This is a genomic window from Micromonospora sp. NPDC005163 (assembly GCF_053599835.1).
On sequence record NZ_JBSFYP010000029.1, the window covers coordinates 66,944 to 93,517 of the forward strand.

21 protein-coding genes and 1 pseudogene are annotated in these 26,574 nt (G+C 70.2%); 17 read left to right on the forward strand and 5 right to left on the reverse strand.

The features are described from left to right. Window positions 1-82 precede the first annotated feature (82 nt). A complete protein-coding gene (locus ACWD6N_RS20810) occupies window positions 83-1,231 on the forward strand; it encodes an MBL fold metallo-hydrolase (RefSeq protein ID WP_354964049.1) in 1,149 nt (382 codons plus the stop codon). On the opposite strand, the gene ACWD6N_RS20815 is transcribed toward ACWD6N_RS20810, so the two are convergent. Then, window positions 1,228-2,739, reverse strand: coding sequence for a deoxyguanosinetriphosphate triphosphohydrolase family protein (locus ACWD6N_RS20815; protein ID WP_354964048.1), 1,512 nt, complete (start codon window positions 2,737-2,739; stop codon window positions 1,228-1,230). The two genes, ACWD6N_RS20810 and ACWD6N_RS20815, sit on opposite strands and share 4 nt — an antisense overlap. Window positions 2,740-2,910: 171 nt before the next feature. Here ACWD6N_RS20815 and ACWD6N_RS20820 point away from each other — a divergent pair, with 171 nt between their 5' ends. From ACWD6N_RS20820 to ACWD6N_RS20830, 3 genes are all read left to right on the forward strand, one after another. Further along, the gene (locus ACWD6N_RS20820) at window positions 2,911-5,427 is read left to right on the forward strand and encodes a Tex family protein (RefSeq protein ID WP_354964047.1); all 2,517 of its coding nucleotides are present in this window, start codon (window positions 2,911-2,913) and stop codon (window positions 5,425-5,427) included. 365 nt (window positions 5,428-5,792) lie between these two features. Next, window positions 5,793-6,677: an aminoglycoside phosphotransferase family protein gene (locus ACWD6N_RS20825; protein WP_387325903.1), complete on the forward strand. Its 885-nt coding sequence runs from the start codon at window positions 5,793-5,795 to the stop codon at window positions 6,675-6,677. A gap of 34 nt (window positions 6,678-6,711) precedes the next feature. Continuing rightward, window positions 6,712-7,179, forward strand: a complete 468-nt coding sequence (locus ACWD6N_RS20830) for a hypothetical protein (protein WP_354964046.1) — start codon at window positions 6,712-6,714, stop codon at window positions 7,177-7,179. Here the strand turns inward: ACWD6N_RS20830 and ACWD6N_RS20835 are convergent. Continuing rightward, a complete protein-coding gene (locus ACWD6N_RS20835) occupies window positions 7,109-7,678 on the reverse strand; it encodes a DUF389 domain-containing protein (RefSeq protein WP_387325906.1) in 570 nt (189 codons plus the stop codon). The genes ACWD6N_RS20830 and ACWD6N_RS20835 overlap by 71 nt on opposite strands. Before the next feature lie 66 nt (window positions 7,679-7,744). Here ACWD6N_RS20835 and ACWD6N_RS20840 point away from each other — a divergent pair. Next, window positions 7,745-9,544: pseudogene (locus ACWD6N_RS20840) on the forward strand (helix-hairpin-helix domain-containing protein); the annotation flags it as partial. Window positions 9,545-9,664: 120 nt separating this feature from the next. Here ACWD6N_RS20840 and ACWD6N_RS20845 read toward each other — a convergent pair. Then, complete coding sequence (locus ACWD6N_RS20845; RefSeq protein ID WP_354964044.1) at window positions 9,665-10,639, reverse strand: LCP family protein; 975 nt, start codon at window positions 10,637-10,639, stop codon at window positions 9,665-9,667. A gap of 230 nt (window positions 10,640-10,869) precedes the next feature. Here ACWD6N_RS20845 and ACWD6N_RS20850 point away from each other — a divergent pair, with 230 nt between their 5' ends. Continuing rightward, window positions 10,870-11,301, forward strand: a complete 432-nt coding sequence (locus ACWD6N_RS20850) for a hypothetical protein (protein ID WP_354964043.1) — start codon at window positions 10,870-10,872, stop codon at window positions 11,299-11,301. Here ACWD6N_RS20850 and ACWD6N_RS20855 read toward each other — a convergent pair. Further along, window positions 11,213-11,860, reverse strand: a complete 648-nt coding sequence (locus tag ACWD6N_RS20855; RefSeq protein ID WP_354964042.1) for a DUF389 domain-containing protein — start codon at window positions 11,858-11,860, stop codon at window positions 11,213-11,215. The genes ACWD6N_RS20850 and ACWD6N_RS20855 overlap by 89 nt on opposite strands. A gap of 24 nt (window positions 11,861-11,884) precedes the next feature. After that, on the reverse strand, window positions 11,885-12,256 hold the full coding sequence (locus ACWD6N_RS20860; RefSeq protein ID WP_354964041.1) for a hypothetical protein: 372 nt from the start codon (window positions 12,254-12,256) through the stop codon (window positions 11,885-11,887). Between the two features lie 301 nt (window positions 12,257-12,557). On the opposite strand from ACWD6N_RS20860, the gene ACWD6N_RS20865 reads away from it, so the two are divergent. From ACWD6N_RS20865 to ACWD6N_RS20915, 11 genes are all read left to right on the forward strand, one after another. Beyond that, window positions 12,558-13,715: a DegT/DnrJ/EryC1/StrS family aminotransferase gene (locus ACWD6N_RS20865; RefSeq protein WP_354964040.1), complete on the forward strand. Its 1,158-nt coding sequence runs from the start codon at window positions 12,558-12,560 to the stop codon at window positions 13,713-13,715. Further along, on the forward strand, window positions 13,712-14,797 hold the full coding sequence (locus ACWD6N_RS20870; RefSeq protein ID WP_354964039.1) for a GNAT family N-acetyltransferase: 1,086 nt from the start codon (window positions 13,712-13,714) through the stop codon (window positions 14,795-14,797). The genes ACWD6N_RS20865 and ACWD6N_RS20870 overlap by 4 nt, the downstream gene beginning before the upstream one ends. A gap of 476 nt (window positions 14,798-15,273) precedes the next feature. After that, window positions 15,274-16,398 (forward strand): hypothetical protein, encoded by a 1,125-nt coding sequence (locus tag ACWD6N_RS20875; protein ID WP_450005068.1) that lies wholly within the window; start codon window positions 15,274-15,276, stop codon window positions 16,396-16,398. A gap of 178 nt (window positions 16,399-16,576) precedes the next feature. Continuing rightward, the gene (locus tag ACWD6N_RS20880) at window positions 16,577-17,239 is read left to right on the forward strand and encodes a sugar transferase (RefSeq protein ID WP_354964036.1); all 663 of its coding nucleotides are present in this window, start codon (window positions 16,577-16,579) and stop codon (window positions 17,237-17,239) included. A 158-nt stretch (window positions 17,240-17,397) separates the two neighbouring features. Next, complete coding sequence (locus tag ACWD6N_RS20885; protein WP_354964035.1) at window positions 17,398-18,660, forward strand: nucleotide sugar dehydrogenase; 1,263 nt, start codon at window positions 17,398-17,400, stop codon at window positions 18,658-18,660. Between the two features lie 114 nt (window positions 18,661-18,774). After that, window positions 18,775-20,781 carry a heparinase II/III domain-containing protein gene (locus ACWD6N_RS20890; protein WP_354964034.1) on the forward strand — a complete coding sequence of 669 codons (2,007 nt, stop codon included), beginning with the start codon at window positions 18,775-18,777 and terminating at the stop codon, window positions 20,779-20,781. Next, complete coding sequence (locus ACWD6N_RS20895) at window positions 20,778-21,965, forward strand: glycosyltransferase family 4 protein (RefSeq protein WP_450005069.1); 1,188 nt, start codon at window positions 20,778-20,780, stop codon at window positions 21,963-21,965. The genes ACWD6N_RS20890 and ACWD6N_RS20895 overlap by 4 nt, the downstream gene beginning before the upstream one ends. Beyond that, a complete protein-coding gene (locus ACWD6N_RS20900; RefSeq protein ID WP_387325888.1) occupies window positions 21,959-23,779 on the forward strand; it encodes an ABC transporter ATP-binding protein in 1,821 nt (606 codons plus the stop codon). The genes ACWD6N_RS20895 and ACWD6N_RS20900 overlap by 7 nt, the downstream gene beginning before the upstream one ends. A 700-nt stretch (window positions 23,780-24,479) precedes the next feature. After that, window positions 24,480-25,241 (forward strand): guanitoxin biosynthesis heme-dependent pre-guanitoxin N-hydroxylase GntA, encoded by a 762-nt coding sequence (gene gntA, locus ACWD6N_RS20905; RefSeq protein ID WP_450005072.1) that lies wholly within the window; start codon window positions 24,480-24,482, stop codon window positions 25,239-25,241. Then, window positions 25,241-25,843 (forward strand): urea carboxylase-associated family protein, encoded by a 603-nt coding sequence (locus ACWD6N_RS20910; RefSeq protein WP_354964030.1) that lies wholly within the window; start codon window positions 25,241-25,243, stop codon window positions 25,841-25,843. Before gntA ends, ACWD6N_RS20910 begins: the two co-directional genes overlap by 1 nt. Before the next feature lie 137 nt (window positions 25,844-25,980). Further along, a partial coding sequence (locus ACWD6N_RS20915; protein ID WP_450005070.1) for a transposase family protein occupies window positions 25,981-26,574 on the forward strand: 594 nt, incomplete at its 3' end.

The window sequence follows — 26,574 nt, forward strand, 5'->3', positions numbered from 1 at the left end:
TCCGGCCCGGTGCGGCGGCCGCCGGGGCACGAGCCGGCCCGGGTGACTACCGTGTAGTGCGGGACACAGCGGAGGGACGGCGATGGCACCAGCGGAACGCACGGACGTCGAGCGGTCGCTCGGGCGACGGATGGGCGGCGCGGCAGGGCTGGCCGCGCTGGCCGGCCTGGCCTGGGTGGCCCGGGACGTGCCGGCGGCACTGGGCGGCCGACTCGCCGGCGCCCGGGCCGACCGGGCGGCCCGCTCGCCCCAGTTTCGCGACGGCACCTTCCACAACCAGGCCGGCACCCGCACCATGGTCGCCGCCGAGCCGGGCCGCAACCTGCTCCGCGAACTGATCTTCGGCAAGCAGAAGCGCCGCCCGAGCACCTCGGTGCCGCTGCTGCGTCCGGCCGACGAGCCGGCCACCACCGGCACCGACCGGGAACTCGGCATCATCTGGTACGGCCACGCCTCGGCACTGGTGGAGATCGAGGGGTACCGGGTGCTCATCGACCCGGTGTGGAGCGAGCGCTGCTCACCCTCGGCCCTGGTCGGTCCCCGCCGGTTGCACGAACCGCCGGTACGCCTCGACGAGCTGCCCCGACTCGACGCGATCCTCATCTCCCACGACCACTACGACCACCTCGACATGGCCACCGTCCGGGAGCTGGTCGCCCGGCAGTCCGCGCCGTTCCTGGTGCCGCTGGGGGTGGGGGCACACCTGGACCGGTGGGGCGTACCGGCCGACCGGACCATCGAGCTGGACTGGTCGGACAGCCACCGGATCGACGGGCTGAAGGTCACCGCCACGCCGGCCCAGCACTTCTCCGGCCGGGGGCTGCGCCGTGACGGCACGCTCTGGAGTTCCTGGGTCATCGCGGGCAGGTCCCGCAAGGTCTTCTACACCGGCGACTCCGGCTACTTCGACGGGTACGCGGCGATCGGCGCGGAGCACGGGCCGTTCGACGTGACGCTGATGCAGATCGGCGCGTACGACCGGGCCTGGCCGAGCATCCACATGTTCCCCGAGGAGGCTGTCGACGCCCACCTCGACCTGCGCGGCGGGCTGTTCATCCCGGTGCACTGGGCGACGTTCAACCTGGCCCTGCACGACTGGTCCGAACCGGTGAACCGGCTGTGGGCCGAGGCGAAGGCCCGCGACGTGAGGCTTGCCGTCCCCCGCCCAGGCGAGCGCGTGGTGGTCGACGAACCACCCGCGGTGGACGGCTGGTGGCAGGCCGTCGCCTAAAGCACGAAGGCGTCGGTCCAGAGCGCACCGGAGCGGCCGGAGAGCGCGTCCAGCATGGCCACCGCCTGGCCGTCGGTGAGTTGCGCGACGAAGTCCACGATGGCCCGCCCCCGGGCCCGGCCGATCCGGTCCGACGTACGCGGATGCAGCTCCGCCTCGGCCAGCTCGACCAAGTCGTGCAGTCGCCGGGGCAACCGGGACTCCTCCTCCGGGTCGAGCAGCCACTCCCAGAGCGCCTCGACCAGGGTGCCCAGCAGCCGGGCCTGGCCGCGCTGGTGCAGGGCAAGGTCGGGGCGGGCCAGCACGAACCGGTGGTGGACGAACTTGAGCACCTGCACCTCGTGCCACTGGGCGCAGCCGAGCAGCACGTACCCGGAGCGCACCGACGGCTGATCGGTCACCGTGATCGCCTCGACGAAGCGGGTGGACCAGCGGGCGGAGAACCGGGCCACGTACTGCTCGGCCTCGATCGAACCGTCGAACGGCATCGCCAGCAGCCCCTCGACCAGCTCCTCCCGGACGTGCTCGACGGCGGCGGCGAAGGCGTCGTCGTCGGCGATCCAGGCGTCCTTGCGGTGCAGCTGCCGGCGCAGCCGCTCGATCGCCGCGCCGGGCCGACGGGCCGCGGTGGCCAGCGCCGCGTCGGTGATCGCCCGGAAGTGCCCGCTCTCCCGCTGCCAGGCCATCAGCTCGGCGGAGACCGCGCCCTGCTGGAGCACCCCGACCCGGTAGAAGTCCTCCACGTCGTGGATGGCGTACGCGATGTCGTCGGCGGTGTCCATCACCGACGCCTCCACGGTCTGCTGCCACTCCGGGATGCGGCCGGCGAACGGCTCCCGGGCCTGGCGCAGGTCGTCGAGCTCGGTCCGGTAGGCGCCGAACTTCGACGAGCCGCTCTCCGGGTCGTCCGGCGGTGGGGTGGCCCCCCGCGGCGGCGGGTCCAGCAGCCGGGGGTGCGGGTCGGGGTGGTCGAGGCGGGTCCACGGGTACTTCAGCATCGCCGCGCGGACCGCGGCGGTCAGGTCCAGCCCGGTGGTGGCCGCGCCGCGGATCTCGGTGCTGGTGACGATCCGGTACGACTGGGCGTTGCCCTCGAACCCGTCGCTGAGGCCGAGGCGTTGCCGGGCCAACCGGTCCAGCACCCGCTCCCCCAGGTGCCCGAACGGCGGGTGGCCCAGGTCGTGGGCGAGCGCCGCGGCCTCCACCACGTCCGGATCGCAGCCGCCGAGCTTGTCCAGCAGGTCACGCCACCGCTCGTCGCCGGTCAGCCGCTCGGCGATCGCCCGGGCCACCTGGGCGACCTTCAGGCTGTGGGTGAGCCGGTTGTGCACCAGCAGGCCGGAACCGACCGGGCTGATCACCTGGGTGACGCCCCCGAGGCGGGCGAAGAACGGCGAGCCGACGATCCGGTCCCGGTCGGCGCGGAACGGGTTGGGCGTGAGGTCGCCGAGGGCCCGGGCGCTGCCGCCGAAGAGCCGCCGGGCACGCGGCTCCGCAGCTGATTCCATGATCGCAACGCTAGCGCAGGCGCGGCGGGGTCGCCGCCGGGTCGCCCCGGCCGGGCGCGGCGGTTCAACCCCGCCGGGCGAGACGGATCAGCCTGGCCGGGCGCGGCGACAACGCCCGACACCGCCCGGCACAATGCAGGCGGTACCCACTTCCGAAGGCGGATCGAGATCGTGACCCAGTCTGTTCATCAGCGGATCGCCGACGAGCTCGGCGTGGCCGAGCGTCAGGTGCGGGCGGCCGTGGAGCTGCTCGACGGCGGCGCCACCGTGCCGTTCATCGCCCGCTACCGCAAGGAGGCCACCGGCCTGCTCGACGACACCCAGCTGCGCACCCTGGAGGAGCGGCTGCGCTACCTGCGCGAGCTGGACGAGCGGCGGGCCGCCGTCCTGGAGTCGATCCGCGGCCAGGGCAAGCTGGACGAGGCCCTGGAAGCGCAGATCATGGCCGCCGACTCGAAGTCCCGGCTGGAGGACATCTACCTGCCGTACAAGCCGAAGCGGCGGACCCGGGCGCAGATCGCCCGCGAGGCCGGGCTGGCGCCGCTGGCCGCGACGCTGCTGGCCGACCCCACCCAGGACCCGCGGGCCACCGCCGCCGGGTTCGTCGACCCGGAGAAGGGCGTCGCCGACGCCGCCGCCGCGCTGGAGGGCGCCCGGGCGATCCTGATCGAGACCTTCGCCGAGGACGCCGACCTGATCGGCACGCTGCGCGAGCAGATGTGGTCGCGGGGCCGGCTGGTCTCCCGGGTACGCGAGGGCCAGGAGACCGCTGGCGCCAAGTTCGCCGACTACTTCGACTTCTCGGAGCCGTACCCGAAGCTGCCCTCACACCGGATCCTGGCCATGTTCCGGGGCGAGAAGGAGGGCGTGCTCGACCTGACGATGGAACCGGAGGAGGCGGGCGAGGCGGACGCCGCGCCGACCGGCCCGAGCCGGTACGAGGCAGCCATCGCCGGCCGGTTCGGCGTGTCCGACGCCGCCCGCCCGGCCGACCGCTGGCTGGCCGACACGGTCCGCTGGGCCTGGCGTACCCGGATCCTCATCCACCTCGGCGCGGACCTGCGGATGCGGCTGTGGCAGGCGGCCGAGGAGGAGGCGGTACGGGTCTTCGCCATGAACCTGCGTGACCTGCTGCTCGCCGCGCCGGCCGGCTCCCGGTCCACGATGGGGCTGGACCCGGGCCTGCGGACCGGAGTCAAGGTGGCCGTGGTGGACGCCACCGGCAAGGTCGTCGCCACCGACACCATCTATCCACACGAGCCGCGCCGGCAGTGGGACGCCTCGATCGAGACCCTCGCCCGGCTGGCCGGCGCGCACGGGGTGGAGCTGGTGGCGATCGGCAACGGCACCGCCTCCCGGGAGACCGACAAGCTGGCCGGCGACCTGATCAAGCGGTTCCCGCAGCTCAACCTGACCAAGGTGGTGGTCTCCGAGGCCGGCGCGTCGGTCTACTCGGCCTCCGCGTACGCCTCTCAGGAGCTGCCGGGGATGGACGTGTCGCTGCGCGGCGCGGTCTCCATCGCCCGTCGGCTCCAGGACCCGCTCGCCGAGCTGGTCAAGATCGACCCACGGTCGATCGGGGTCGGCCAGTACCAGCACGACCTGTCCGAGGTGAAGCTGTCCCGGTCTCTGGACGCGGTGGTGGAGGACTGCGTCAACGCCGTCGGGGTGGACGTCAACACCGCCTCGGCGCCGCTGCTGACCAGGGTCTCCGGGATCGGCGCCGGGCTGGCCGAGAACATCGTGCTGCACCGGGACGCCAACGGGCCGTTCCGGTCGCGTACCGAGCTGAAGAAGGTGGCCCGGCTCGGGCCCAAGGCGTTCGAGCAGTGCGCCGGCTTCCTGCGCATCCCCGGCGGCGACGACCCGCTGGATTCCTCCAGCGTGCACCCCGAGGCGTACCCGGTGGTGCGCCGGATCCTCGCCAGCACCGGCCAGGACCTACGCTCCGTGATCGGTAGGAGCAGCATCCTGCGCGGGCTGCGGGCGACCGACTTCGTCGACGACCGGTTCGGCCTGCCGACCGTCACCGACATCCTGGCCGAGCTGGAGAAGCCGGGCCGCGACCCGCGGCCCGAGTTCCGCACCGCCACCTTCGTCGAGGGTGTGGAGAAGATCGGTGACCTGACTCCCGGCATGGTGCTGGAGGGCGTGGTCACCAACGTGGCCGCGTTCGGCGCGTTCGTGGACGTCGGGGTGCACCAGGACGGTCTGGTGCACGTCTCGGCGATGTCCCGGACCTTCGTCAAGGACCCCCGCGAGGTGGTGAAGTCCGGTGACGTCGTCCGGGTCAGGGTGCTGGACGTCGACGTACCCCGCAAGCGGATCTCGCTGACCCTGCGCTTGGAGGACGAGCCGGGGGCACCCGCCGGTACGCGGGACGGACAGGGCGCCCGCGGCGACCGGACCGGCCAGGACGGGCGCGGCGGACCGGCGCAGCGCGGGTCGCAGAGCGGACGCGGCGGGCCCGACCAGCGCGGCGGTCAAGGTGGTCGCGGCGGGCAAGGCGGAAGCGGCGGGCAGCAGCGGGGCGGTCAAGGCGGCCGTGGCGGTCAGGGTGGTCAGGGTGGCCGTGGCGGGCAGGGTGGCCGTGGCGGGCAGGGTGGCCGTGGCGGGCAGGCTGATCGCTCGGCGGCGCCGGCCAACGACGCGATGGCGGACGCCCTGCGCCGCGCCGGCCTGGCCTGACCGACCAGCGGGGCCGCACGCCTCGCCAGACCCGGCTCGGGATGTCGCCCCGCACGGGCGACATCCCGGGCGCCCCCGGCGCTCTGCTCACCTCAGTGGCCGGCCGGTCCAGTCCCCCGCGGCAACCTGTCGAGCTGCCCCATTTCTGGGGCAGAGGCCGTGTGGTGGCCCAGATCTGGGGCGGAGGCCACGTGGTGGTCCAGATCTGGGGCAGAGCCATGTGGTGGTCCAGATCGGGGGCAGCTCGACAGGAGACTCAAGGCGTCGGAGGGGAAAGGGTGGGCCCCATTGGGGAAGGGGCGGGCCTCGAGAAAGAAATGGGGTCGCCCGGCCCCGGAGTGGTGAGTGATGATCTCGCGGTGAAGATGCATGCCGACCAGGTCGACGTCACCGCGGATGTCGTCGCCGCGCTGGTGGCCGAGCAGTTTCCCGAGTGGCGGGCGCTCCCCGTCCGTCCGCTCCCCACGACCGGCACGGTGAATGCCCTCTTCCGGCTCGGTGCGGAGATCGTCCTGCGGTTCCCCCTGCAACCAACGGCCGACACCGAGCTGCGCGCCGAGCTGCGGCGGGAGCAGGAGCACGCCCGGCTGCTCGGCCCGCACCTGCCGATCGCGGTGCCCGAACCGCTCGGCCTCGGCGAGCCGGGCGAGGGGTATCTCGGGCCGTGGACGGCGTACCGCTGGATCCCCGGCGAGCCGACCCAGCCAAGCCGGGTCGACGACCTGGGCGCCTTCGCCCGTGACCTGGCCGGCGTTGTCATCGCCCTGCATGGCATCGACACCGGCGGTCGGGCCTGGCCGGGGTTCGGCCGGGGCGGACCGCTGGCCGCCCAGGATGTCGGGGTGCGGTCAGCCCTCGCCAGCAGTGGCCAGCTCACCGACACCGCCCGGCTCGCCGAGGTGTGGGACCGCTGCCGGGACGCTCCCCGGCACGACGCCGGTGACGTGTGGATCCACGCCGACCTGATGCCGGGCAACCTGCTGGTCCGTGACGGGCGACTGGCCGCGGTCATCGACTTCGAAACGGTCAACATGGGCGATCCGGCGGTGGACCTGATGTCGGCGTGGAACCTGTTCGACGCCGGGTCGCGGGAGAGGTACCGGCGGGCGCTCGGCGTGGACGATGCGACCTGGGAACGCGGGCGCGGCTGGGCGCTGGTACAGGCGATCAACGCGCTGCCGTACTACGTCGAGACCAACCCGGTGATGGCCGCCATCGCCCGGCGCACCCTGCTCGCCGTACTCGACTGAGCCGGGCCACACGCGCGGGCGTACCGTCGGCGTCGTGAGTGAGCGGGACGGCCGGGAGTGGCGGGAGCGCCAGCGGCAGGCGGTGCGGGCGCACGCCGACGCGGACGCGCGGCGGCGGGCCGCCGAGCAGGCCGAGGCGGCGGAGTTGGTGGCCTGGTTCGTGGCCGAGGCGACCCGGCGGGGGCTGCCCACCACCCGGCTGATCGCCCGGGGCTACGACGGGCGCGGGCGCTACCGGACCCGGCTGACCGGCTGGTACGTCGACCGGGCCGGAACCCGGGCGGTGGACGTGGCCGGACGGTTCCACCTGCTGACCGTGCAGGGCGGTCTGCGAGCCCGGCTGTTCGGCGTCGACCCGCAGCCCAGCCCGGCGCCGCTGGTCATCGGGGCGGGCGGCCGAGACGGCGAGTCGATCCCGTTGCGGACCCTGCTCACCCGGCTGCTGGGCGACGGGACCGACGGGCCACGTTCCACCACGAGACCTGCTGCACCACGAGGGTGAGCAGCCCGGCCAGGACGATGGCGCACAGGTTGATCACCAGTTGGAGGGCCGACCCGGCCGCCTCGTGCCAGACCCCGTAGGCGGCGGCCACCGCCACGTTCGCCGCAGCCGGCACCGTGGTCACCGAGATCAGCACCCCGACCAGGCTGCCCGACTTCTTCGAGGTCAACGAGAGCATGCCGGCCACCCCGGCGAGCAGGCCGACCACCCAGGACAGCGCGTCCGGTCGCCAGATGAAGTCGGTGAGCGGGCGGTCGGCGAGCAGCATCTCCCGGTTGACCAGGCCGACGGCGGTCAGCGCCCAGGTGCTCAACACGGTCGCCACCATGGCGGTCAGGAAGCCAACCGAGAGGGCCTGCACCGAGCGGCCGATCACCCCGAGCCGGCGGCGCAGCAGCGCCACGCAGAGCGCGGCGAGGGGGCCGAACTCCGGACCCACCACCATCGCACCGACGATGAGGATCGGCTGGTCCAGTAGCACGCCGATACCGGCGATCATGGTGGCGACGATGAGCAGCACCAGGTAGGTGCCGGACAGCTCGGTCTGCTCACCGGTCTTCGCCGCTTCTCCGAGCCGTACCCGAAGCTGCCCTCGCACCGGATCCTGGCCATGTTCCGGGGCGAGAAGGAGGGCATGCTCGACCTGACCATGGAACCGGAGGAGGCCGGCGAGGCGGACGCCGCGCCGACCGGCCCGAGCCGGTACGAGGCGGCCATCGCCGGCCGGTTCGGCGTGTCCGACGCCGGCCGCCCGGCCGACCGCTGGTTGGCCGACACGGTCCGCTGGGCCTGGCGCACCCGGGTCCTCATCCACCTCGGCGCGGACCTGCGGCTGCGGCTGTGGCAGGCGGCCGAGGAGGAAGCGGTACGGGTCTTCGCCACCAACCTGCGCGATCTCCTGCTCGCCGCGCCGGCCGGCACCCGACCCACGATGGGGCTGGACCCGGGCCTGCGTACCGGGGTGAAGGTCGCCGTCGTGGACGCCACCGGCAAGGTGGTCGCCACCGACACGATCTACCCGCACGAGCCGCGCCGGCAGTGGGACGCCTCGATCGAGACCCTCGCCCGGCTGGCCGGGGCGCACGGCGTCGAGCTGGTCGCCATCGGCAACGGCACCGCCAGTCGGGAGACCGACAAGCTCGCCGGCGAGCTGATCAAGCGGTACCCGCAGCTCAACCTCACCAAGGTGGTGGTCTCCGAAGCCGGCGCGTCGGTCTACTCCGCCTCTGCGTACGCCTCGCAGGAGCTGCCCGGGATGGACGTGTCGCTGCGCGGCGCGGTCTCCATCGCCCGCCGCCTGCAGGACCCGCTCGCCGAGCTGGTCAAGATCGACCCGCGTTCGATCGGCCTCGGGCAGTACCAGCACGACCTGTCCGAGGTGAAGCTGTCGCGCTCACTGGACACGGTGGTCGAGGACTGCGTCAACGCGGTCGGCGTCGACGTCAACACCGCCTCGGCTCCCCTGCTGACCCGGGTCTCCGGCATCGGCAACGGGCTGGCGGAGAACATCGTGCTCCACCGGGACGCCAACGGCCCGTTCCGTTCCCGATCCGAGCTGAAGAAGGTGGCCCGGCTCGGCCCGAAGGCGTTCGAGCAGTGCGCCGGCTTCCTGCGCATCCCCGGCGGCGACGATCCGCTGGACTCCTCCAGCGTCCACCCGGAGTCGTACCCGGTGGTGCGCCGGATCCTCGCCACCACCGGGCAGGACCTGCGTTCCCTGATCGGGAAGTCGGCGATCCTGCGCGGGCTGAAGGCCACCGACTTCGTCGACGACACCTTCGGCCTGCCCACCGTCACCGACATCCTGGCCGAACTGGAGAAGCCGGGGCGCGACCCGCGGCCGGCCTTCAAGACGGCCACCTTCGCCGAGGGCGTGGAGAAGATCGGCGACCTGGTCCCCGGCATGCTGTTGGAGGGCGTGGTCACGAACGTGGCGGCGTTCGGCGCGTTCGTCGACGTCGGAGTGCACCAGGACGGTCTGGTGCACGTTTCGGCGATGTCGCACACCTTCGTCAAGGACCCGCGCGACGTGGTGAAGTCCGGCGACGTGGTCCGGGTCAAGGTGCTCGACGTCGACGTGCCGCGCAAGCGGATCTCGCTGACCCTGCGGCTGGAGGACGAGGCGTCCTCCGGCGACGGCCGGCCGCAGCCGGAGGGCGGACGCCGCGAGCGCGGCGGTGCGCGTGGCGACCAGGCCGGGACCCGCGGCGGACAGAGCGGCTCGCGCGGCGACCGGGGTGTCGCGAGGGGCGATCGCGGCGGCGGTCGGGGCGGACCGCAGCAGCAGCAGGGCCGCGGCGGCTCCGCCCCGCCGCCGACCAACGACGCGATGGCCAACGCCCTTCGCCGGGCCGGTCTGGCCTGACGGATCACCGTCGCGTCGGGCCCCTCTGAGCGGGCCACGCCGGCCGGACCCGGGGCGATCTGCTGGAGTGCTGCCGGGCCCACCGTCGAAGTGGGTCCGGCACCTCCCCACGGGGCTCGGTCAGTTCGGGGAGTTACGAGCGTCCGGGTTCTCAGCCAGCCATTCGTCCATGGTGTCGTTCTTGATCGCCGCGAAGAGCTTCGCCGAGGCCGCCATGTCGGGGAAGAGCACGCTCTGGTCGCCGACCATCCCCACGCCAGTTGTGGGGCTGGTCAACATGGTGACGTCCCCGGCGCTGACGCCACGCAGGTTCCAGATGGTGTCGAAGACCGACAGCTCTTGGTCGACCTGCACGGCGCTGGCGGTCGCCCGGAGGAAGTCGTTGAGCTGCGCGGGGTTCGTGAGGATGCCCGTGCGGCTGGCCTTCTGCATCACCGCGCTGATGATGGCCTGCTGGTGGCGCATCCGGCTGTAGTCGCCGTCGGCGAACTGCTTGCGCTGCCGTGCGTAGTCCAAGGCGACGGTGCTGTCCATGTGATGGACTCCCGGCTGGTAGACCCGTCCGTTTGACACCTCGGAGGTAAAGGGAACGTCGACGTTGACATCCACACCGCCAAGCGCGTCGATGACCTTTCCGAAGCCGGCGAAGTCCACCACGACGACGTGGTCGATGCGTACTCCGGTGAAGCCCTCGATCGTCCGGACCAGCAGGGGCGTCCCGCCCCAGGCGTACGCGGCATTGATCTTGTCCTTCCTCGGACCGCCGCCGTCCACGGGGAGGGACGCCGGGATGGTGGTCCAGGTGTCCCGCGGGATCGAGATGACCTGCGCCCGGTCCCGGCTGTGCGGCACGTGGACCAGCATGATGGCGTCGGTACGCGAGACCGTGTCCCCCGGCGCGGACTGATCCTTGCCGACGATGAGGAAATTGAGCGCGGAATCCGCGGCCCGGACCGGTCGCTGCTCCTCCTGCAGCCCGTTGAAGGCGTCCACCTTCTCGACCTGCTTCTCCAGTGACCGCACGTAGAGCCACCCGCCGACCCCACCGCCGCCGACCACCAGCAGCAGCACGAGGGCGGCGACGAGGATGATCACCCGGGCCCACCGGCTCCTGGGCAACCACCGTCGACGTCGCCGTCGACCGGTGTCGTCGCCCCGCGGATTCCACGGCGGTCGGGACGACCGCCCTATCTCGCCAGGATGAACCTGCTCCACCATGAATCCGGACATTACCCGCTAAAGGCGATGCAGGCAGTTGAACCGGTGTATGGCCAGTACGGGCTTGCGGGAGGGGCGAGCGACAGCGCATCGCGTACCGTCCAGACGTGGAGGACAACGGCCCGACATGGCACGAGCAGCGGCAGCGGGCAGTGCGGGCCCGCGCGGCGGCCGAGGAGCGGCGCCGCGCGGCCGAACAGGCCGAGGCCGCGGAACTCGTCGCCCGGTTCGCGGCCGAAGCGACCCGGCGCGATCTGCGCACCGTGCCGCTGGCCGCCCAGCCTCACGACGGCCCCGGTCGTTACCGGACCCGGCTCACCGGGTGGTACATCGACCGGGCCCGGTCCCGGGCGGTCGACGCCGACGGACGGTTCTACCTGCTGACCGTCCCGGCCAGCCTGCGGGCCCGGCTGCTCGGCGCCGACCCGCGCCCGCAACCGCCGCCGCTGGTCATCGGAGCGGGCGGTCGGGATGGCGAATCCGTCCCCCTGCGGACGCTGCTCCATCGTCGGCTGGAGGGCGGGGACGCCTGGGAGTGATCGGCCCGGTGGTGCGGCGAGCCACATTCCACCACCACAGCTGTTGCAGGGCCAGGGTCACGAGGCCGGCGAGGACGATGGCGCAGAGGTTGATGACCAACTGAAGCGCCGACCCGGCCGCCTCGTGCCAGACCCCGTACGCGGCGGCGACGGCGACGTTCGCGGCCGCGGGCACGGTAGTGACCGAGATCAGCACCCCGACGAGTGACCCAGACTTCTTCGAGGTGAGCGAGAGCATCCCGGCGACCCCGGCCAGCAGGCCGACCACCCAGGAGAGCGCGTCGGGCCGCCAGATGAAATCGGTCAGGGGCCGCTCGGTGAGCAGCATCTCCCGGCTGACGAGACCGGCGGCGGTGAGCGCCCAGGTGCTCAGCACCGTGGCGACCATGGCGACCAGGAACCCGACCACGAGGGCTTGCACCGACCGCACGATGATCTTCGCCCTGCGCCGCAGCAGCGCGACGCAGAGTGCGGCGAGCGGACCGAACTCGGGGCCGACCACCATCGCACCGACGATGAGGATGGGCTGATCGAGGAGCACGCCGATTCCGGCGATCATGGTGGCGACGACGATCAGGACCAGCTAGGTCCCGGACAGTTCCGTCTGCTCACCGGTCTTGGCGGCGATCTCGTCCCAGACCAGCGCGTCGGCGCCGCTGCCCGGAGCGTCCCGGGCGGCCCGATCGGCGGCGGTCGACAGGGTCAACTCCACATCCACGGCGGCGATCCCACCGCGGGCCTCGACCCCCAACTGCCGGAGTCCGTGCAGCACGCCGTCCGCACTCTCCCGCACGACGTCACAGAGGATCAGGTCGCCCGCGGGCTGGCGGCCGGCTCCGTTGAGCACAGCCAGGTGGGTGACCCCGGGATCCGCGGCCAGCAGGTCGGCCACCGCCGCCGACTGGTCGGCGGGAGCGATGATCCTCAGGTGCAGCATGCCTCCCCCATCCGCCATTCGGCGACATCGTGGTCGGCCCACTCTACGGGGCAGTTTCCCGGGCATCGAACACCGACTCGGCCGCCCTCCAGCCTGCGCCCACCGTGGATGATCGCCGCGTCGAGGGTGCATCACTTATCCCCCCAAATATGGCGATACCGCCACTGGTCGACATTCTCCTCGTTAGCCTCAAAAGAACATTCCAGCGGGTCGGACGCGCATGCCCGAACCGCACACTGAGCACCGGATGCCCTCGATGCCTGTACCCCCGCATTGCGCGCAGGTGACCGGTGTTCGCATCCACCAAGGAGTTTGTCCCGTGACCGATCCGGTCCTCCTGTCGCCTCCCGATGTCGGCCCGCTCGAGGAGTCGTACGTCCTTGACGCGCTCCGGTCCGGATGGGTCGCACCGGCGGGGCCGCACCTCGAGGCGTTCGAGCGCGAGGTCGCCGAGCGGGTCGGCTGCGCGCACGCGCTGGCGCTGGCCTCGGGCACCGCCGGCCTGCACCTGGCCCTGCTCGCCCTCGACGTAAGGCCCGGGGACGTCGTCGTGGTCCCCACCCTGACGTTCGTCGCGACGGCCAACGCCGTGGTCTACACGGGAGCGGAACCGGTCTTCGTCGACTGCGAGCCCGCCACCGGCAACCTTGATCCGGCGTTGCTGGATGAACTGCTCCGCAACCTACGCGCCCGGGGCCGAAGGATCGCCGCCGTGATGCCGGTGGACATGTTCGGAGCCTGCGCCGACTACTCCCGGATCCTGCCGCTCTGCGCCGAAGCCGAGGTACCGGTCGTGGAGGATGCCGCGGAGGCGTTCGGGGCCACCCGGCACGGCCGAGCCGCCGGGTCGTTCGGCCGAGCCGGGGTGCTCTCGTTCAACGGCAACAAGATCATCACAACGTCCGGCGGCGGGATGCTCCTCTCGGACGACGCCGACCTGATCGCCCGCAGCCGCTACCTGTCGACCCAGGCCCGCCAGCCGGCTTCCCACTACGAACACATCGAGGTGGGCTACAACTACCGGCTGAGCAACGTGCTCGCCGCACTCGGTCGGGCACAGCTGCGCCGGTTGGACGAGGTCGTGGCGCGACGGCGCCGGCTGCGGGAGCGTTACGCGAAACTCTTCGCCGCGGTCCCTGGCGTGCGCCTGCTCGCCGACGATGACGTGGGTGCCAACTGCTGGCTCACCACTATCGCCGTCGATCCGGCAGCCGCCGGCTGGCGGGCGGCGGACCTCGCCGCCCACCTCGGCGCGTATGACATCGAGACCCGGCCAGTCTGGAAGCCGATGCATCTTCAGCCTGTTTTCGCCGGTGCGCGCGCGCTGCTCACCGGCGCCGCGCAGCGGCTCTTCGAGAACGGCCTCACCCTGCCCAGCGGCACCGCGATGACCGAGAGCCAGGTTGTCCGGGTCCTCAATTCGATCGAACAGTTCCTCGAGGGCCGATGCCCCCGGGGGGATGAGACAGTGAGATGAACTTCGAGATCTGGAACGCCCGAAGGACCGCGGACGCGGCCCGATGGCTGGCTGTTCACCAGGCGTGGGCCGCCCGGGAGGTGTTCGCCCACCCTTCCTACGTACGCCTCTTCGCCGGCGAGCAGGACGAGCCCCTCGCGGCGTACGCCGAGACGCCGTCCGGGTTCATCCTGTACCCGTTCGTGCTCCGGCCGGTCACCGCGCCGCATCTGGTCAGCCCCGGCCGACCGGTTTTCGACATCACCAGCCCGTACGGCTACGGCGGAGCGTTCCACACCGGCGCTGGGGAGGTGGACGCCAAGGAGTTCTGGTCGGCGTTCGACGACTTCTGCCGGACCCGCAACGTGGTGTCGGAGTTCACCCGCCTCTGCCTGTTCGAGGACCGGCGCCTACCGTACCCGGGCCGGACCGAGCAGAAGCTCGTCAATGTGGTGCGCGACCTGCAGACATCTCAGAACCAGATGTGGCGGGAATTCGACCCCAAGGTCCGCAAGAATGTGAACAAGGCTAGGCGGCTGGGCGTCCGGATCGAGGTCGACGAGACCGGGGCACGCCTCGACGACTTCCTGCAGATCTACAAGTCCACGATGGACCGCCGGCACGCCAGGGCAAACTTCTACTTCCCTCAAGAGTTCTTCAGGACCATTGTCCACGAACTACCCGGACACTTCGCCTTCTTTCATGCCCTGCACGACGGGCGCGTCGTCTCCACTGAACTCGTCCTGTCGTCAACCCACACGCTGTACTCCTATCTGGGTGGCACCGAGCGGTCCGCATTCGACCTGCGCCCGAACGACTTGCTGAAGGTCGAGGTCTTCCGGTGGGGACAGGAGCACGGGAAGAGGCACTTGGTACTCGGCGGCGGCTATGCGCCCGACGACGGCATCTTCCGCTACAAGCGAGCCTTCGCCCCCGACGGCCTGGTGCCTTACTCGGTCGGCACCAGAGTGTTCGACGAGCAGACGTACGCCCAACTGGTCGACGCGCACCAGACGCAGGGGCGGCGCCGGCTCGCTGGTTGGCAACCGGATCCCGGTTTCTTCCCCGGGTACCGCCAGGGCCTGCCGTCCGTACCGGCCTGACCCACGCTCCCCGAGGCCCGGCCGCGGCTGCGAATGGGCCGCCACGGCGCGCCCCCGTCGGTCCGAACAGGCCGATGTCGAGGTGCCTCGGCAAACCCTCCCGGGCGGTCGCCGGGTTAGTTCGATTTGAGAGTATTAGGAACATTTGCCCTGGATGGGGCGATAGGATGGCATTAACCCCGTCAGCCATAACTACCGGTCCGATCTGGGGCTGACCACCGATGCAATGCATTGCAGCTTGCGGACGAGTTCCCCGTCGGCTTGGCGCCTCACGGTGACTACGTGGTCGCCGGCGCATCGCGGACGGCATTCCGGGCGTCGAGCTCCGCCCAGCTACCGCGAAAGGAGAGTGGTGTGGTTCCGGCCGCCCAGGAACAGAGACCGAGGAATGTGGTGCTGGCATCCGCGCTGCTGCTGCTCAGCCCGGCCATCGCCACCAGCACGCAGGACGTCCTGGCAACCTCCGGGCCGGCCACATGAGAGGGGGCGACCGCTGGGAGGTGGGGTCCGCGTTCCCGCTGATGCTGCCGCGTGGCCTCGGTCGGGACGAACCGCCCGAGCAGGTCCGGTACTTCGGATCGGGGCGGCAGGCACTGAGGGCCCTCATCGAGTTCGGCCGGCGGGAGTACGGGTGGCAGGCGGTACACGTCCCGGCCTACTACAGCCCCTCAGTGGTGCAATGTATTGTCGATCTGCTCCCCGTGCGCCGATACGACGCCGGACCGATGGGTCCCCACCCGCGGCCCGAGGCCGGGCCCGCGGATGCGGTGATCACCGTTTCGTACTTCGGCGAGCCCCCCATACTGCCGTCGACTCCGGCAACCTTGATCATCGACGTGACTCACGACCCGGTCGCGCCCTGGCTCGACCAGACCCGGGCTGACTACGTCGTTGCCTCGCTGCACAAGACCCTGCCGCTGCCCGACGGAGGGGTGCTCTGGTCGGGCAACGGGCGCGCGCTGCCGCCCGCCGTGCCGCCGACCGAGGGCCACCTCGCGACGGTCAGCCGGATCCTGTCCGCGATGTGCCTGAAGGCGGCCTACCTGGAAGGCTCACCGCTGCACAAGGAGCAGTACCTCCCGCTCTACGCGGCCGGCGACGCGGCGTTGCGCTCGACCACGGTCAGCGGGATCTCCGACTTCTCCCGCGAGGCGCTGCGCGTCCTTCCTGCGCAGGAGTTGCGCCGCCACCGGATGGTCAACGCCGCAGAGCTCACGTCGGGCCTGCGGGATCTTCCCGGCGTAATGGCCCACACCCGCACCTTCGGCCTGGTGCTGGAGTTCGACTCGCCCGAGCGGCGCGAAGCCATCCGGCACGGGCTGATCGCCAGGAGCGTCTACCCGGCGGTGCTCTGGAGTCTCACCCCAGAAGACACCCCACCGCACCAGTTGGACTTCTCCCGCCGGATGCTCCACCTGCACACCGACCTACGGTGGAGCAGCAGCGACATGCGGCAGGTGGCGGCCATCCTGCGCGAGCTGTGCCATCGATATCCGTCAAAGCCATACGTCGGATCCGCGGTCGCCGTCCCCAACCCCGTCACAATGCCGCCAGATGACCAGCCGACGCCCGTGTCACCAGGAAAGACGACGCGACGCTGAGTGGCCGACCGGGCGGACTCCGTCCGATGCGGACGATGTTTCGCCGGTGCAGCGCGAGGCCCGATGAAGAGGGCAAATATCGCCGCCGGAAACCGGACGAGCGGCTTCCTCGTCGCCATGCCCGGACACCAACAGACCACATTGCTGACGCGACGACTGATTTGTGGGGAGCACCACCGTGGCCACTGAACGCCATCCGTACGACCGCCTCAGGCGGGTACTCGACATCTTCGTCGCCAGTCTCGCGCTGCTGGTCCTGTCACCGGTCCTGCTGGCCGTGAGCGTCGCGGTTGCGCTGGTGATGGGCCGCCCCGTGCTCTTCCGGCAGAGCAGGCCAGGACGCTACGGCGCATTGTTCGAGCTGCGGAAGTTCCGGACGATGCGCCCGCCAGGTCGAGGTCGGGTTAGTGACGGCGAGCGACTGACCCGTCTCGGCAGGTGGCTGCGCCTGACCAGCTTGGACGAGCTGCCGACGCTGTGGAATGTCCTGCGGGGGGACATGAGTCTGGTGGGACCGCGTCCCCTCCTGGTGCAGTACCTCGAGCGGTACACGCCGGAGCAGGCGCGCCGCCACGAGGTGCGTCCTGGCGTAACCGGCCTGGCCCAGGTCCGCGGTCGCAACGCCCTGAGCTGGGAGGAGAAGTTCGCCTACGACGTGCAGTACGTCGACGGGCGGTGTCTCCGCCTCGATCTGCGCATCCTGATGGAGACGGTGGTCAAGGTCGCGCGTCGCGACGGCATCACGGCTGACGGCCACGCAACGGCCCCCGAGTTCTTCGGCACCGCACAGTCGCTGGCAGACGCCAGCCGTGGCGGCACCTCACGTGACGCGAGCTGGTGAAGCCAAGTGCCGCCAGTGCACCTTCTGCAGCCGCACGCACGGCAGACCCAGACCCCCTTCACACTGAATATCCTATTTCTAACGGTTATTGGGATCTGTCGGCACTAATGGGCGTAAGCTCCCTATTGGTGCAGACCGTGCTGGTTGGAGGGGCAAAAATGGGGGTTGAGAAGCTGGTCGTCGTTGGCCAGGGGTACGTCGGTCTCCCGCTGGCGATGAGGGGGGTGGAGGCCGGGTTCGATGTAGTCGGCATCGACCTCGACGAGAGTCGCGTCAAGCGGCTCACCTCGGGCGAATCGTTCGTCGAGGACATCCCCGCCGTCCGGCTCGGCCGGGCCTTGGACACGGGTCGCTACCACCCCACCACCGAGTACGCGGACGCCGCCGGCTTCGACGTCTGCGTCATCACCGTCCCCACACCGCTGCGCGACGGAACCCCCGATGTCAGTTACATCGAACAGGCCGGTGTCAGACTCGGCCCGCACGTCAGCCGCGGGTGCACGGTGATCCTGGAGTCGACCACCTACCCGGGCACCACCGAGGAACTGCTCCGCCCGCTGCTAGAGACGGCCAGCGGGTTGCAGAGCCCGGGCGACTTCCACCTGGGATACAGCCCGGAACGCATCGATCCGGGCAATCCGACGTGGCGGCTGGACAACACCCCGAAGGTGGTGTCCGGAATGGACGCCGCGGCGTTGCGCCAGGTGGACGCGTTCTACCAGCGGATCGTCCAGCGGACCGTCCCGGTCGACTCGACCCGGGTGGCGGAACTCACCAAGCTGATCGAGAACACGTTCCGGCAGGTCAACATCGCCCTGATCAACGAGCTGGCGGTGCTGTCGCACGAACTCGGCGTCGACGTGTGGCAGGCGATCGACGCCGCAGCGACCAAGCCGTTCGGCTTCATGTCGTTTCGGCCGGGCCCGGGCGTCGGCGGGCACTGCCTGCCGATCGACCCCTGCTACCTGTCCTGGCAGGTGAAACGGACCCTCGGCCGGCAGTTCCGGTTCGTGGAACTGGCCAACGACATCAACCACGAAATGCCCGAGCACGTCGTCCAACGGATCATGACTGGGCTCAACCGGCAGGGCCGGGCCGTCAACGGGTCCCAGCTGCTGGTGCTCGGTCTGGCGTACAAGAAGAACACCGGCGACATGCGCGACTCCCCGGCCATCGAGATCACCCGCCGGCTCCAGTTGCTCGGCGCCCGGGTACGCGCCGTCGAGCCGTACGCCGAACCGCACCACATCCCCGACGGCGTCGCGGTGGTGGACCTCACCGAACGCGAACTGCGGGCCGCGGACGCGACGGTGGTGGTCACTGACCACGACAGCCTCGACTACGAGCTGGTCGTGCGCTGCGCGCGCTACGTCTTCGACGCCCGCGATCGCTGCCGAGGCGACAACGTCGAGCGGCTCTGACCGCGGCGCACCGGCGCGCGGAGGCTTGGACCGCCAAACCAGCCACGCTCGGGCCGCCACTGACCGGCAGGCCGCATCCGGACGGACAAATAACGGTAACCGGGGGGAAAGTCGATGGGAAACACCAGTCTGCGCACGATCGCCGCGGACACGCGCGCCCTGGGCCTGTCGGCGCCGCTGCGCGCGGCGTACGAGATATCGAAGCGCGGCGGATTCCATGCCGTCCTGTTTCGGGGCGGGACGCACGGGCACCACCCAGCCACGCCGGTGCCGCTGACCAACACGCTGCCCATCAGCGACGAGGCGAGGCAACGGTGCCTCGACGACGCCCGGCGTGTGCTGCGACAGGGGCTACGCGTCTTTGGGCGCCGGGTGGCGACCGGCGTATCGGCGCCGTGGTGCACCGACCCGCTGACGGGGCGACCATGGCCGGCGCGCGAGCCGTGGTGGAGGATCGATATCCGTTCCGAGGCGCGGCTGTCGGACGTCAAGCACGTCTGGGAGGCGGCACGCCACCGTGACCTCGTCGTCCTGGCGCGCGCCGCCCGCCTCGACCCCGGCGGACCGTGGCTGGACGGGCTCGCCGGCCTGCTGCGGTCCTGGTGCGAGCAGTCACCGCCGGAGCAGGGCGTGAACTGGTACTCGAGCCTCGAACTTGCCCTGCGCGCGATCGCCTGGAACCAGATCCTGGCGCTGGCCGGCGAGCGGCTCCCCCGCGACGTCGTGACCGCCATGGAGCGGCTGCTGCTGGCCAGCGCCCGGCACCTGGTGGTCGAGCTGCCGTACACGTTGAGCAGCATGCGCAACAACCACCTGCTCGGCGACGCGCTCGGGTTGATCGTGCTGTCGCGCATGTTTCCCACCGAGCGGCGCGCGGCGTGGTGGGCGCGCACCGGCGAGAAGATGTTCGCGGCCCAGCAGCGCCGGCACTTCGCCCCCGACGGCCGGATGATCGAGGATTCGCTGTCGTACCACCGCTTCGTCCTCGAGATGCTCATCGTGCGGGTGATGCTTGGCGGCGCGCCGGCCGACGTGCAACGTGACCTTCACGCGGCCGGCCTGCACCTGGCTCGGCTTGGCGTGTTCGACGGCGACGTGCCGCAGTACGGCGACTGGGACGAGGGGCGCGTGCTCGCGTCATCCGGCGACCCGCTCGACGTGGCCGGGTCGGTCGCGCTCGGCCTGGTGCTGTGCGGCGAGCGGGTGCCACCGCGGTGGTACGCCGACTTCGACGAACTGGCGTGGTACGCGCCGGTGCCGCCGAAGGAGGCCGCGCCTGGGGCGGCCGCACCGATCACCTACACCCGGCCGGCGGCGACTACCTCCGGAGGCATCGTCCGCGTCGAGCGCGGGCCGTGGCACGTATGGTTCAAAGTGGACAGCGGGCCCTCGCACGGGCACGCCGACCTGACCTCGGTATGGATCAAGTACGGCGGCAGGTGGCTGATCGCCGACCCCGGCACCGGTGCGTACAACGGTCCGCTGGAGATACGGAACGGGCTGCGTACCTCCGCGGCCCATCCGGTACGCCGGCCGGACGGGCGCGACCAACTCGTGCCGCATCGCGCGTTCCGCTGGCTCAACACCGCGCGCGGATACCTGGCACCCCCGCTATTGCTGCCGGATCGCACCGTCGTCTTCGGCTGGCACGACGCGTACGCGCGCGGCCCACGGCCCGTGCGTGTCGGGCGCGCCGTCGTCGTGGCCGACACTTATGTCGCCGTGGTCGAGTTCGCCGACCCGCTGGGTACCGCAGCATCCTGGTCGCTGACCGTGCCCCTGCACCCCGACGTCACGGCAGAAGGCAACTCGCTCGTCGCGGGCGAGTGCGCCGTCGACATGTTCGGGCTGGACGGCTACACGGCCGTGCGCGGGCAGCCGGCACCGTTCGCAGGCTGGTACGGCCGCACCTACGGGCACTGGGAACCGGCGACGTGGATCACGGTCGAAAGCGGGGCCGACACCGGGGTCTGGGGGCTCGGCAAGGTACCCGGGTCCCGGGCCGAACCGACCGCGCTCGACGGTCTCCGGTTCGAGGTGAACTGGGATCGCGCCGGCGCATGCCTCGTCGTCACCCACATCGCGTCGGGAGAAGTCCATCACGTGCGAGCGCCGCAATGACGGAACACAGGGTCCTCGTCTTCAACCACTTCGCCGTGCCCCGGGGCTATCCGGGCGGTACCCGGCATGTCGAGCTGTTCAGCCGGCTACCCGGGTGGTCATACGTGGTCATCGCGGGCCGCCGCAACATGGTGACCGGGCTGCCGCAGCGGGCGGAGCCAGGATTCCATCCTGTCGCCGTGACGCCGTACCGGGGCAACGGTCTGGGCCGGGTGGTCAACTGGGCCAGCTACGCGGTAACGGCTACGGCGGCGGGCCTGCGGCAACCCCGCCTCGATGTCGTGTACGCGTCCTCGCCGCACCTGCTGGCCGGCGTGTCCGGCTGGATCGTGGCGGCGGTCCGGCGCGTGCCGTTCGTCCTGGAGATCCGGGACCTGTGGCCGCGCGTGCTCGTCGACATGGGAAGGTTTGCGGAAACATCGCTGACGTACCGTGCGCTGGAGCGCGTGGAGCGGTTCCTGTATCGGCGCGCCCACCGCGTGGTCATCATGGCGCCGGGCGTGCGGGCGGCGGTCGAGGGCAAGGGCGCCGCGCCGGAGAAGATCGCCTTCATCCCCAACGCGGCCGACCCGGAGGACTTCGTGCCCAGCGCCGATCGCGACGAGCTGCGGCGGCGGTACGGATTCACCCGCCGCACCGCCATCTACGCGGGAGCGCACGGTCCGGCCAACGGGCTCGACCTGCTCTTGGACGCGGCCAAGGCGGTACCTGACCTCGACGTCGTGCTGGTGGGGTCAGGTGTGGAGAAGCCGCGCTTGCAGGTGGCGGCACATGGCATCCGCAACGTGCGCTTCCTCGATCCGGTACCGAAGACCGAGATCCCCGACATTCTCCACGCGGCAGACATCGGCCTGCACGTACTCGCTGACGTCGAACTGTTCCGCGTCGGGGTCAGCCCCAACAAGGTGTTCGACTACATGGCCGCCGGATTGCCGATCGTCACCAACAGCCCGGGCACGGTCGGCGACCTCGTCATGGGGGCCGGCGCCGGGTACCTGACCGCCCCGGGCAACCTTGCCCACGGTCTCAGCCAGATGTACCAGGCGAGCAGCGAGGAGTTGACGAAGATGGGCGCGGCCGGCCGGCGGTGGATACGGGAAAACCAGTCGCGTACGGCGATGTCCCGCGCCCTCGGGCAACTCCTCGCCCCACTGGTCCAGCGCGCAGGGGGGGCGTCGTGCTGAGCATCGTCTGGCGCGCCGCCAGGTTGCTCGACCCAGGTACCCGGCGCGGGCTGGTCCTGGGCATTCCGGTCGCGCTCGCGGTGACCCTGCTCGAACTGGCCGGCTTCCTGGCGCTGGCCGCGGTCGTGCAGGTGCTCGCGGCACCGCAGCTCCTGCACGAGGCCGGACCGGACACCCTGGTGGGGCTGGCCCGCCGCGCCGCGCACCCGCACGGACTCACCGACTTCGTGGCGACGGTGGGCGGCGTCGCCGTCACGCTGCTCGTCTCGCGCGGTATCGCGGCTTGCGCGCTCGCGTGGTGGCAGGCCGGGCTGCTGGCCCGCGCCGAGGCGACCCTGTCGGCCAGGCTCTTCCGCACGTTCATGGGCACCAGCTACGAGTTCCACCTGCAACGCCACTCGGCCGACCTGATGCGCACCGTCATCATGTCGGTCCGCTACCTGACATCGCGCGTCCTGCTTCCCGGTACCACGATCATCATCGACGCGTTCCTGATCCTCGGCCTGGCCATGGCGCTGCTGGTCCTGGAACCGGTGACGGCGCTCGTGTCGATCGGCGCGCTCGGCGGCGCGATGGGGACGTACCTGTTCCTGGTCCGCAAGTGGGCGCGGCGCATGGGGGTCGACGACGAGCGGCTGATGTCGCGTGATCAGCGCATCATCCAGGAGGGCCTACGGGCGGTGAAGGTGCTGACCACTCTGGGCCGGCGCGGCGCCGTGGTGCGGCGGTTCGAGACGGCACGCAGCGAGCACACCTATGCGCTTCGCGGGCTGTTCTTCATCTCCAACCTGTCGCGGTACTACCTGGAGTCCGTGGTGCTGCTCGTCATGGCGGCGGCCGCCGGCACGGCGATCCTGGGCGACGCGGACGTACTCGCGTCCGTCGGGGTCATCCTCGCCGGGTCGATGCGGCTCCTGCCGTCGGTGCAACGCGTCCTCGCGATGGCCAACCTGGTTCGCGTGGGCGTGGGAAGCCTCGAGCAGGTGGAGAAGGATCTCGCCGCGGCGGGCAACGACATCACGAGATCGGCGGAGCACGACCCGCAGCCGGTCACCTTCGAGCGGTGCATCGAGTTTCGCGACCTGACCTACCGGTACCCGGCCGCACCCACCCCTACGCTCGACTCGATCAATCTCACCGTCGGGATCGGCGAGTCCGTCGGCATCGTCGGCCCGTCCGGATCGGGGAAGACGACCCTGGTGGATGTCCTGCTGGGACTGCTGCAACCCACCTGTGGCGGCATCTACATCGACGGCGTGAGAATCACCCCCGAGCTGGTGCACGGCTGGCGCGCCCGGATCGGGTACGTCCCGCAGGAAACGGTGATCATCGATGACACGGTACGCCGCAACGTCGCGCTCGGGCTCGACGACGACGAGATCGACGACGTTGCCGTCGAGCGCGCCATCGCGCAGGCGCAACTGCTCGACACCGTACTCGCGATGCCCGACGGCTTCGGCAGCATGCTCGGCGAGCACGGCGTCCGGCTCTCGGGCGGGCAGCGGCAACGCATCGGGATCGCGCGCGCCTTGTACCTGCACCCGGACGTGCTGGTCCTCGATGAGGCCACGGCCGCGCTCGACACCGAGACGGAAAGGCAGATCGTCGAGACCATCGAGAAGCTGTACGGCAAGATCACCGTATTGGTCATCGCGCACCGGTTGAGCACGGTCCAGCGGTGCGACACCCGCGTGGTCCTCGACCGGGGACGCGTCACCAACGCCCGTGGCCCCAGCGCGCGACCGGCGGGCCAACCGGATCCGCCGGATCTCACAATCGACTATTCCCGTCGATCTGTGAAGGAGGGCGCCTAACGATCTCTGGTCGCTAGGTTCTTCACACTTGGGTCAAGTTTCCTGCGGTGCCGGCCGAGGTGGCGCGCCAGTTCCCGGTATGCCCGTGTCGATCAGATCCGGCGCGGACCTCTCACTGAGATCACCTCACCCTGCGCTGGGCGTCCCGCCCGCCCGGGGGTTTGGCTGCCGAATCGTCCGGAACCGCCTGCGCGGCGATCGTCCTGGCAGCCGGCCAACGCCTTCGCCTGTCGCAGCAACATCCGTCCGCGCAATTTCTGCCAGTCAGCCTTGAAGTCCGCCGACGCTTTCTAGGATGGGCCTGGCCGAGTTTTCATAGCTGTGAATCAGATGAGCGTTCATGATCAGATTCAAAGGGAGCGTCTGTGTGCAAGATGGACTGGTTCGGAGCGGTTGGGAATATCAATGGCGGCGGTGATCGATGGTCAGACATCGCCCTCCAGAATGCGTTGGCGACCGACCTTTCCGAGACAGGCTCGGTCAGCGGCACACCGACGGCTACCTGGAACGGTAGGTCGTGACGGACGCCCGTTACCAGTCGGCGAGCGACTGGCGCTTCGATCGACTCGAGGGCGAGCAGCCCCTTCTCGGTGCACACAGCGTGGAGGCGCCGACGCAGCGCACGGCGATAGCGGAGCCGCGCGCCGGATGGGTGGAGGCAGAGGTTCCACCTACGGATGCGGTAGCTGTGGCTCACGGCGTGTTCACCGTCCAAGGGCGCCGGTTGTGCAGGGTCATCGACGGCCGCCCCGCCCACCCACGCACCCGACTGCTTCATGACAAGTTTCGAGCCGCGGTCCTGAGCAGCGCGTACCCGTGCGTGATGGGAGCATCAGTGATGCGCGCCGACAACTACGCCTTCGCCGCCTATGACGAGTTGGGGGCAAAAGAATCGGCCCGTTGCCTTGCCAGGGACCTCGAGTGGTTCGTGCAGAGCCACGAGATCCGTCGCTTGCCTCAGAAGCCTTTTGTAACGTTCATCTCGATGTATGAAAGTCCGACGGTCGACGATGAGGGCGACTTCGAACGCTTGCTGTGGCGTCACTTGAGTTTCGTTCACGAGTGGGACAGGCGAAAGTGGTCATGGGATCCGACGGTGTCGATGGATCCGGACGACCCACGGTTTTCCTTCAGCGTCTCCGGTCAGGCTTTCTTTGTGGTCGGCATGCATCCAAAGGCATCCCGCATCGCGCGGATCGCTCCATTCCCCACGCTGGTCTTCAACCTACACGCACAGTTCGACGCCCTGCGACAACGGGGGCAGATGGATCGGGTCAGCCGGACTATTCGCGCCAAGGACGGACGTCTGCAGGGCCGCCCCAATCCCATGCTCATGCATTTCGGCGAGGCCTCTGAAGCGCGACAGTACGCGGGGCGCGAGGTCGAAGCCGACTGGCAATGTCCCCTCGCTGCACCCGCCACGAGCACCGGCGACGTCTCTTATCCGAAAGGAGCAGACTGATGACGGATACCACCACCATCCAGCGTCTCGCGCCCCAGACCGGCAAAGCGTTTGAGCTACCGGCCGGGGCATATCTCCGCGTCACCGATCCGAACGGAGAACAGGTCAGCGACCTGTACGCCGTATCGGCCTATGATCGAGCGGAGCACCTCTCGTCCGGCCGCAGCCTGGACTACGCCGGGAAGCTATGGCTAACCACCGGTGACGTGCTCTACAGCAATCGCAGCCAGCCAATGCTACGGATCATCGAAGACACTGTGGGCAGGCACGACTTCACCCTCACTCCCTGCTCTCAGCAGACCTTCGACCTCCTCTATCCCGACCATGAGGGCTATCACCCGAGCTGCCAACAGAACATCGCTGACGCCTTGGCTCCGTACGAGGTGGCCGTTGACCACATCGGCGTGAGCTTCAACATCTTCATGAATGTGGTCTACGATTGCAGTACTGGGAAGATGCTGCTCGGGCCCCCGATGAGTCGACCGGGGGATCACATCCTTCTGCGCGCCGAGTCCGATCTCATTGTGGCACTGACGGCATGCTCGGCCGAGAACTCCAACAACGGAACCCTGAAGCCTATAGATTTCACATTGGAGCACTGAGGTGATCTCAGCAAGGTTCGGCGGCCGAGTGGGGATGACACGGGCGTAACGTCCATACCGGACGGTGTTGGATATGGACGTGGAGCCATCGATAGACAAGTTCTTGCGACAGAATCCAGTCTTCGAGAGGGCTCCACGTGATCGCCTATTCTGCCAGGCTCGACGTGCCCAGGGAACTCGTACAGCACGTGGCGCGGCTGCTTCGTGCCGAGCGTCGGGCGGTGGGCACCCGACCGGGCACTCGTGCGCTGACGTGCTTCTACCAGGCGATCCTGGTGTTGGTGTGGTTTCGCAAGGGTGCGGACAAGGCCACCCTCGGGGCGGGGTTCGGGGTGTCGCGGGCTACGGCCTACCGGTACGCTGCCGAGGCCGTGCGGGTCCTGGCGGCGCAGACACCCACCCTGCACGACGCGCTGCGCCGGGTCGCCGCCGACGGCTGGTCGCACGTGATCCTCGACGGGAAGCTGTTCGACACCGACCGCCTCGCCGAGACCACCGTGAGCGTGAAAGGCGACACGATCGACGCGTGGTACTCCGGGAAACACCGCGACTTCGGGGCGAACATTCAGGCTGTGATGCGCCCCGACGGGCTCCCGATCTGGACCTCGGATGCGATGCCCGGACATCTGCATGACCTGACCTGCGCCCAGCGTTTGGACGTCACCGGCGCCCTCTACTGGGCGGCCTCCGAACTGCGGCTGCCGACCCTGGCCGACTCAGGCTACGAAGGC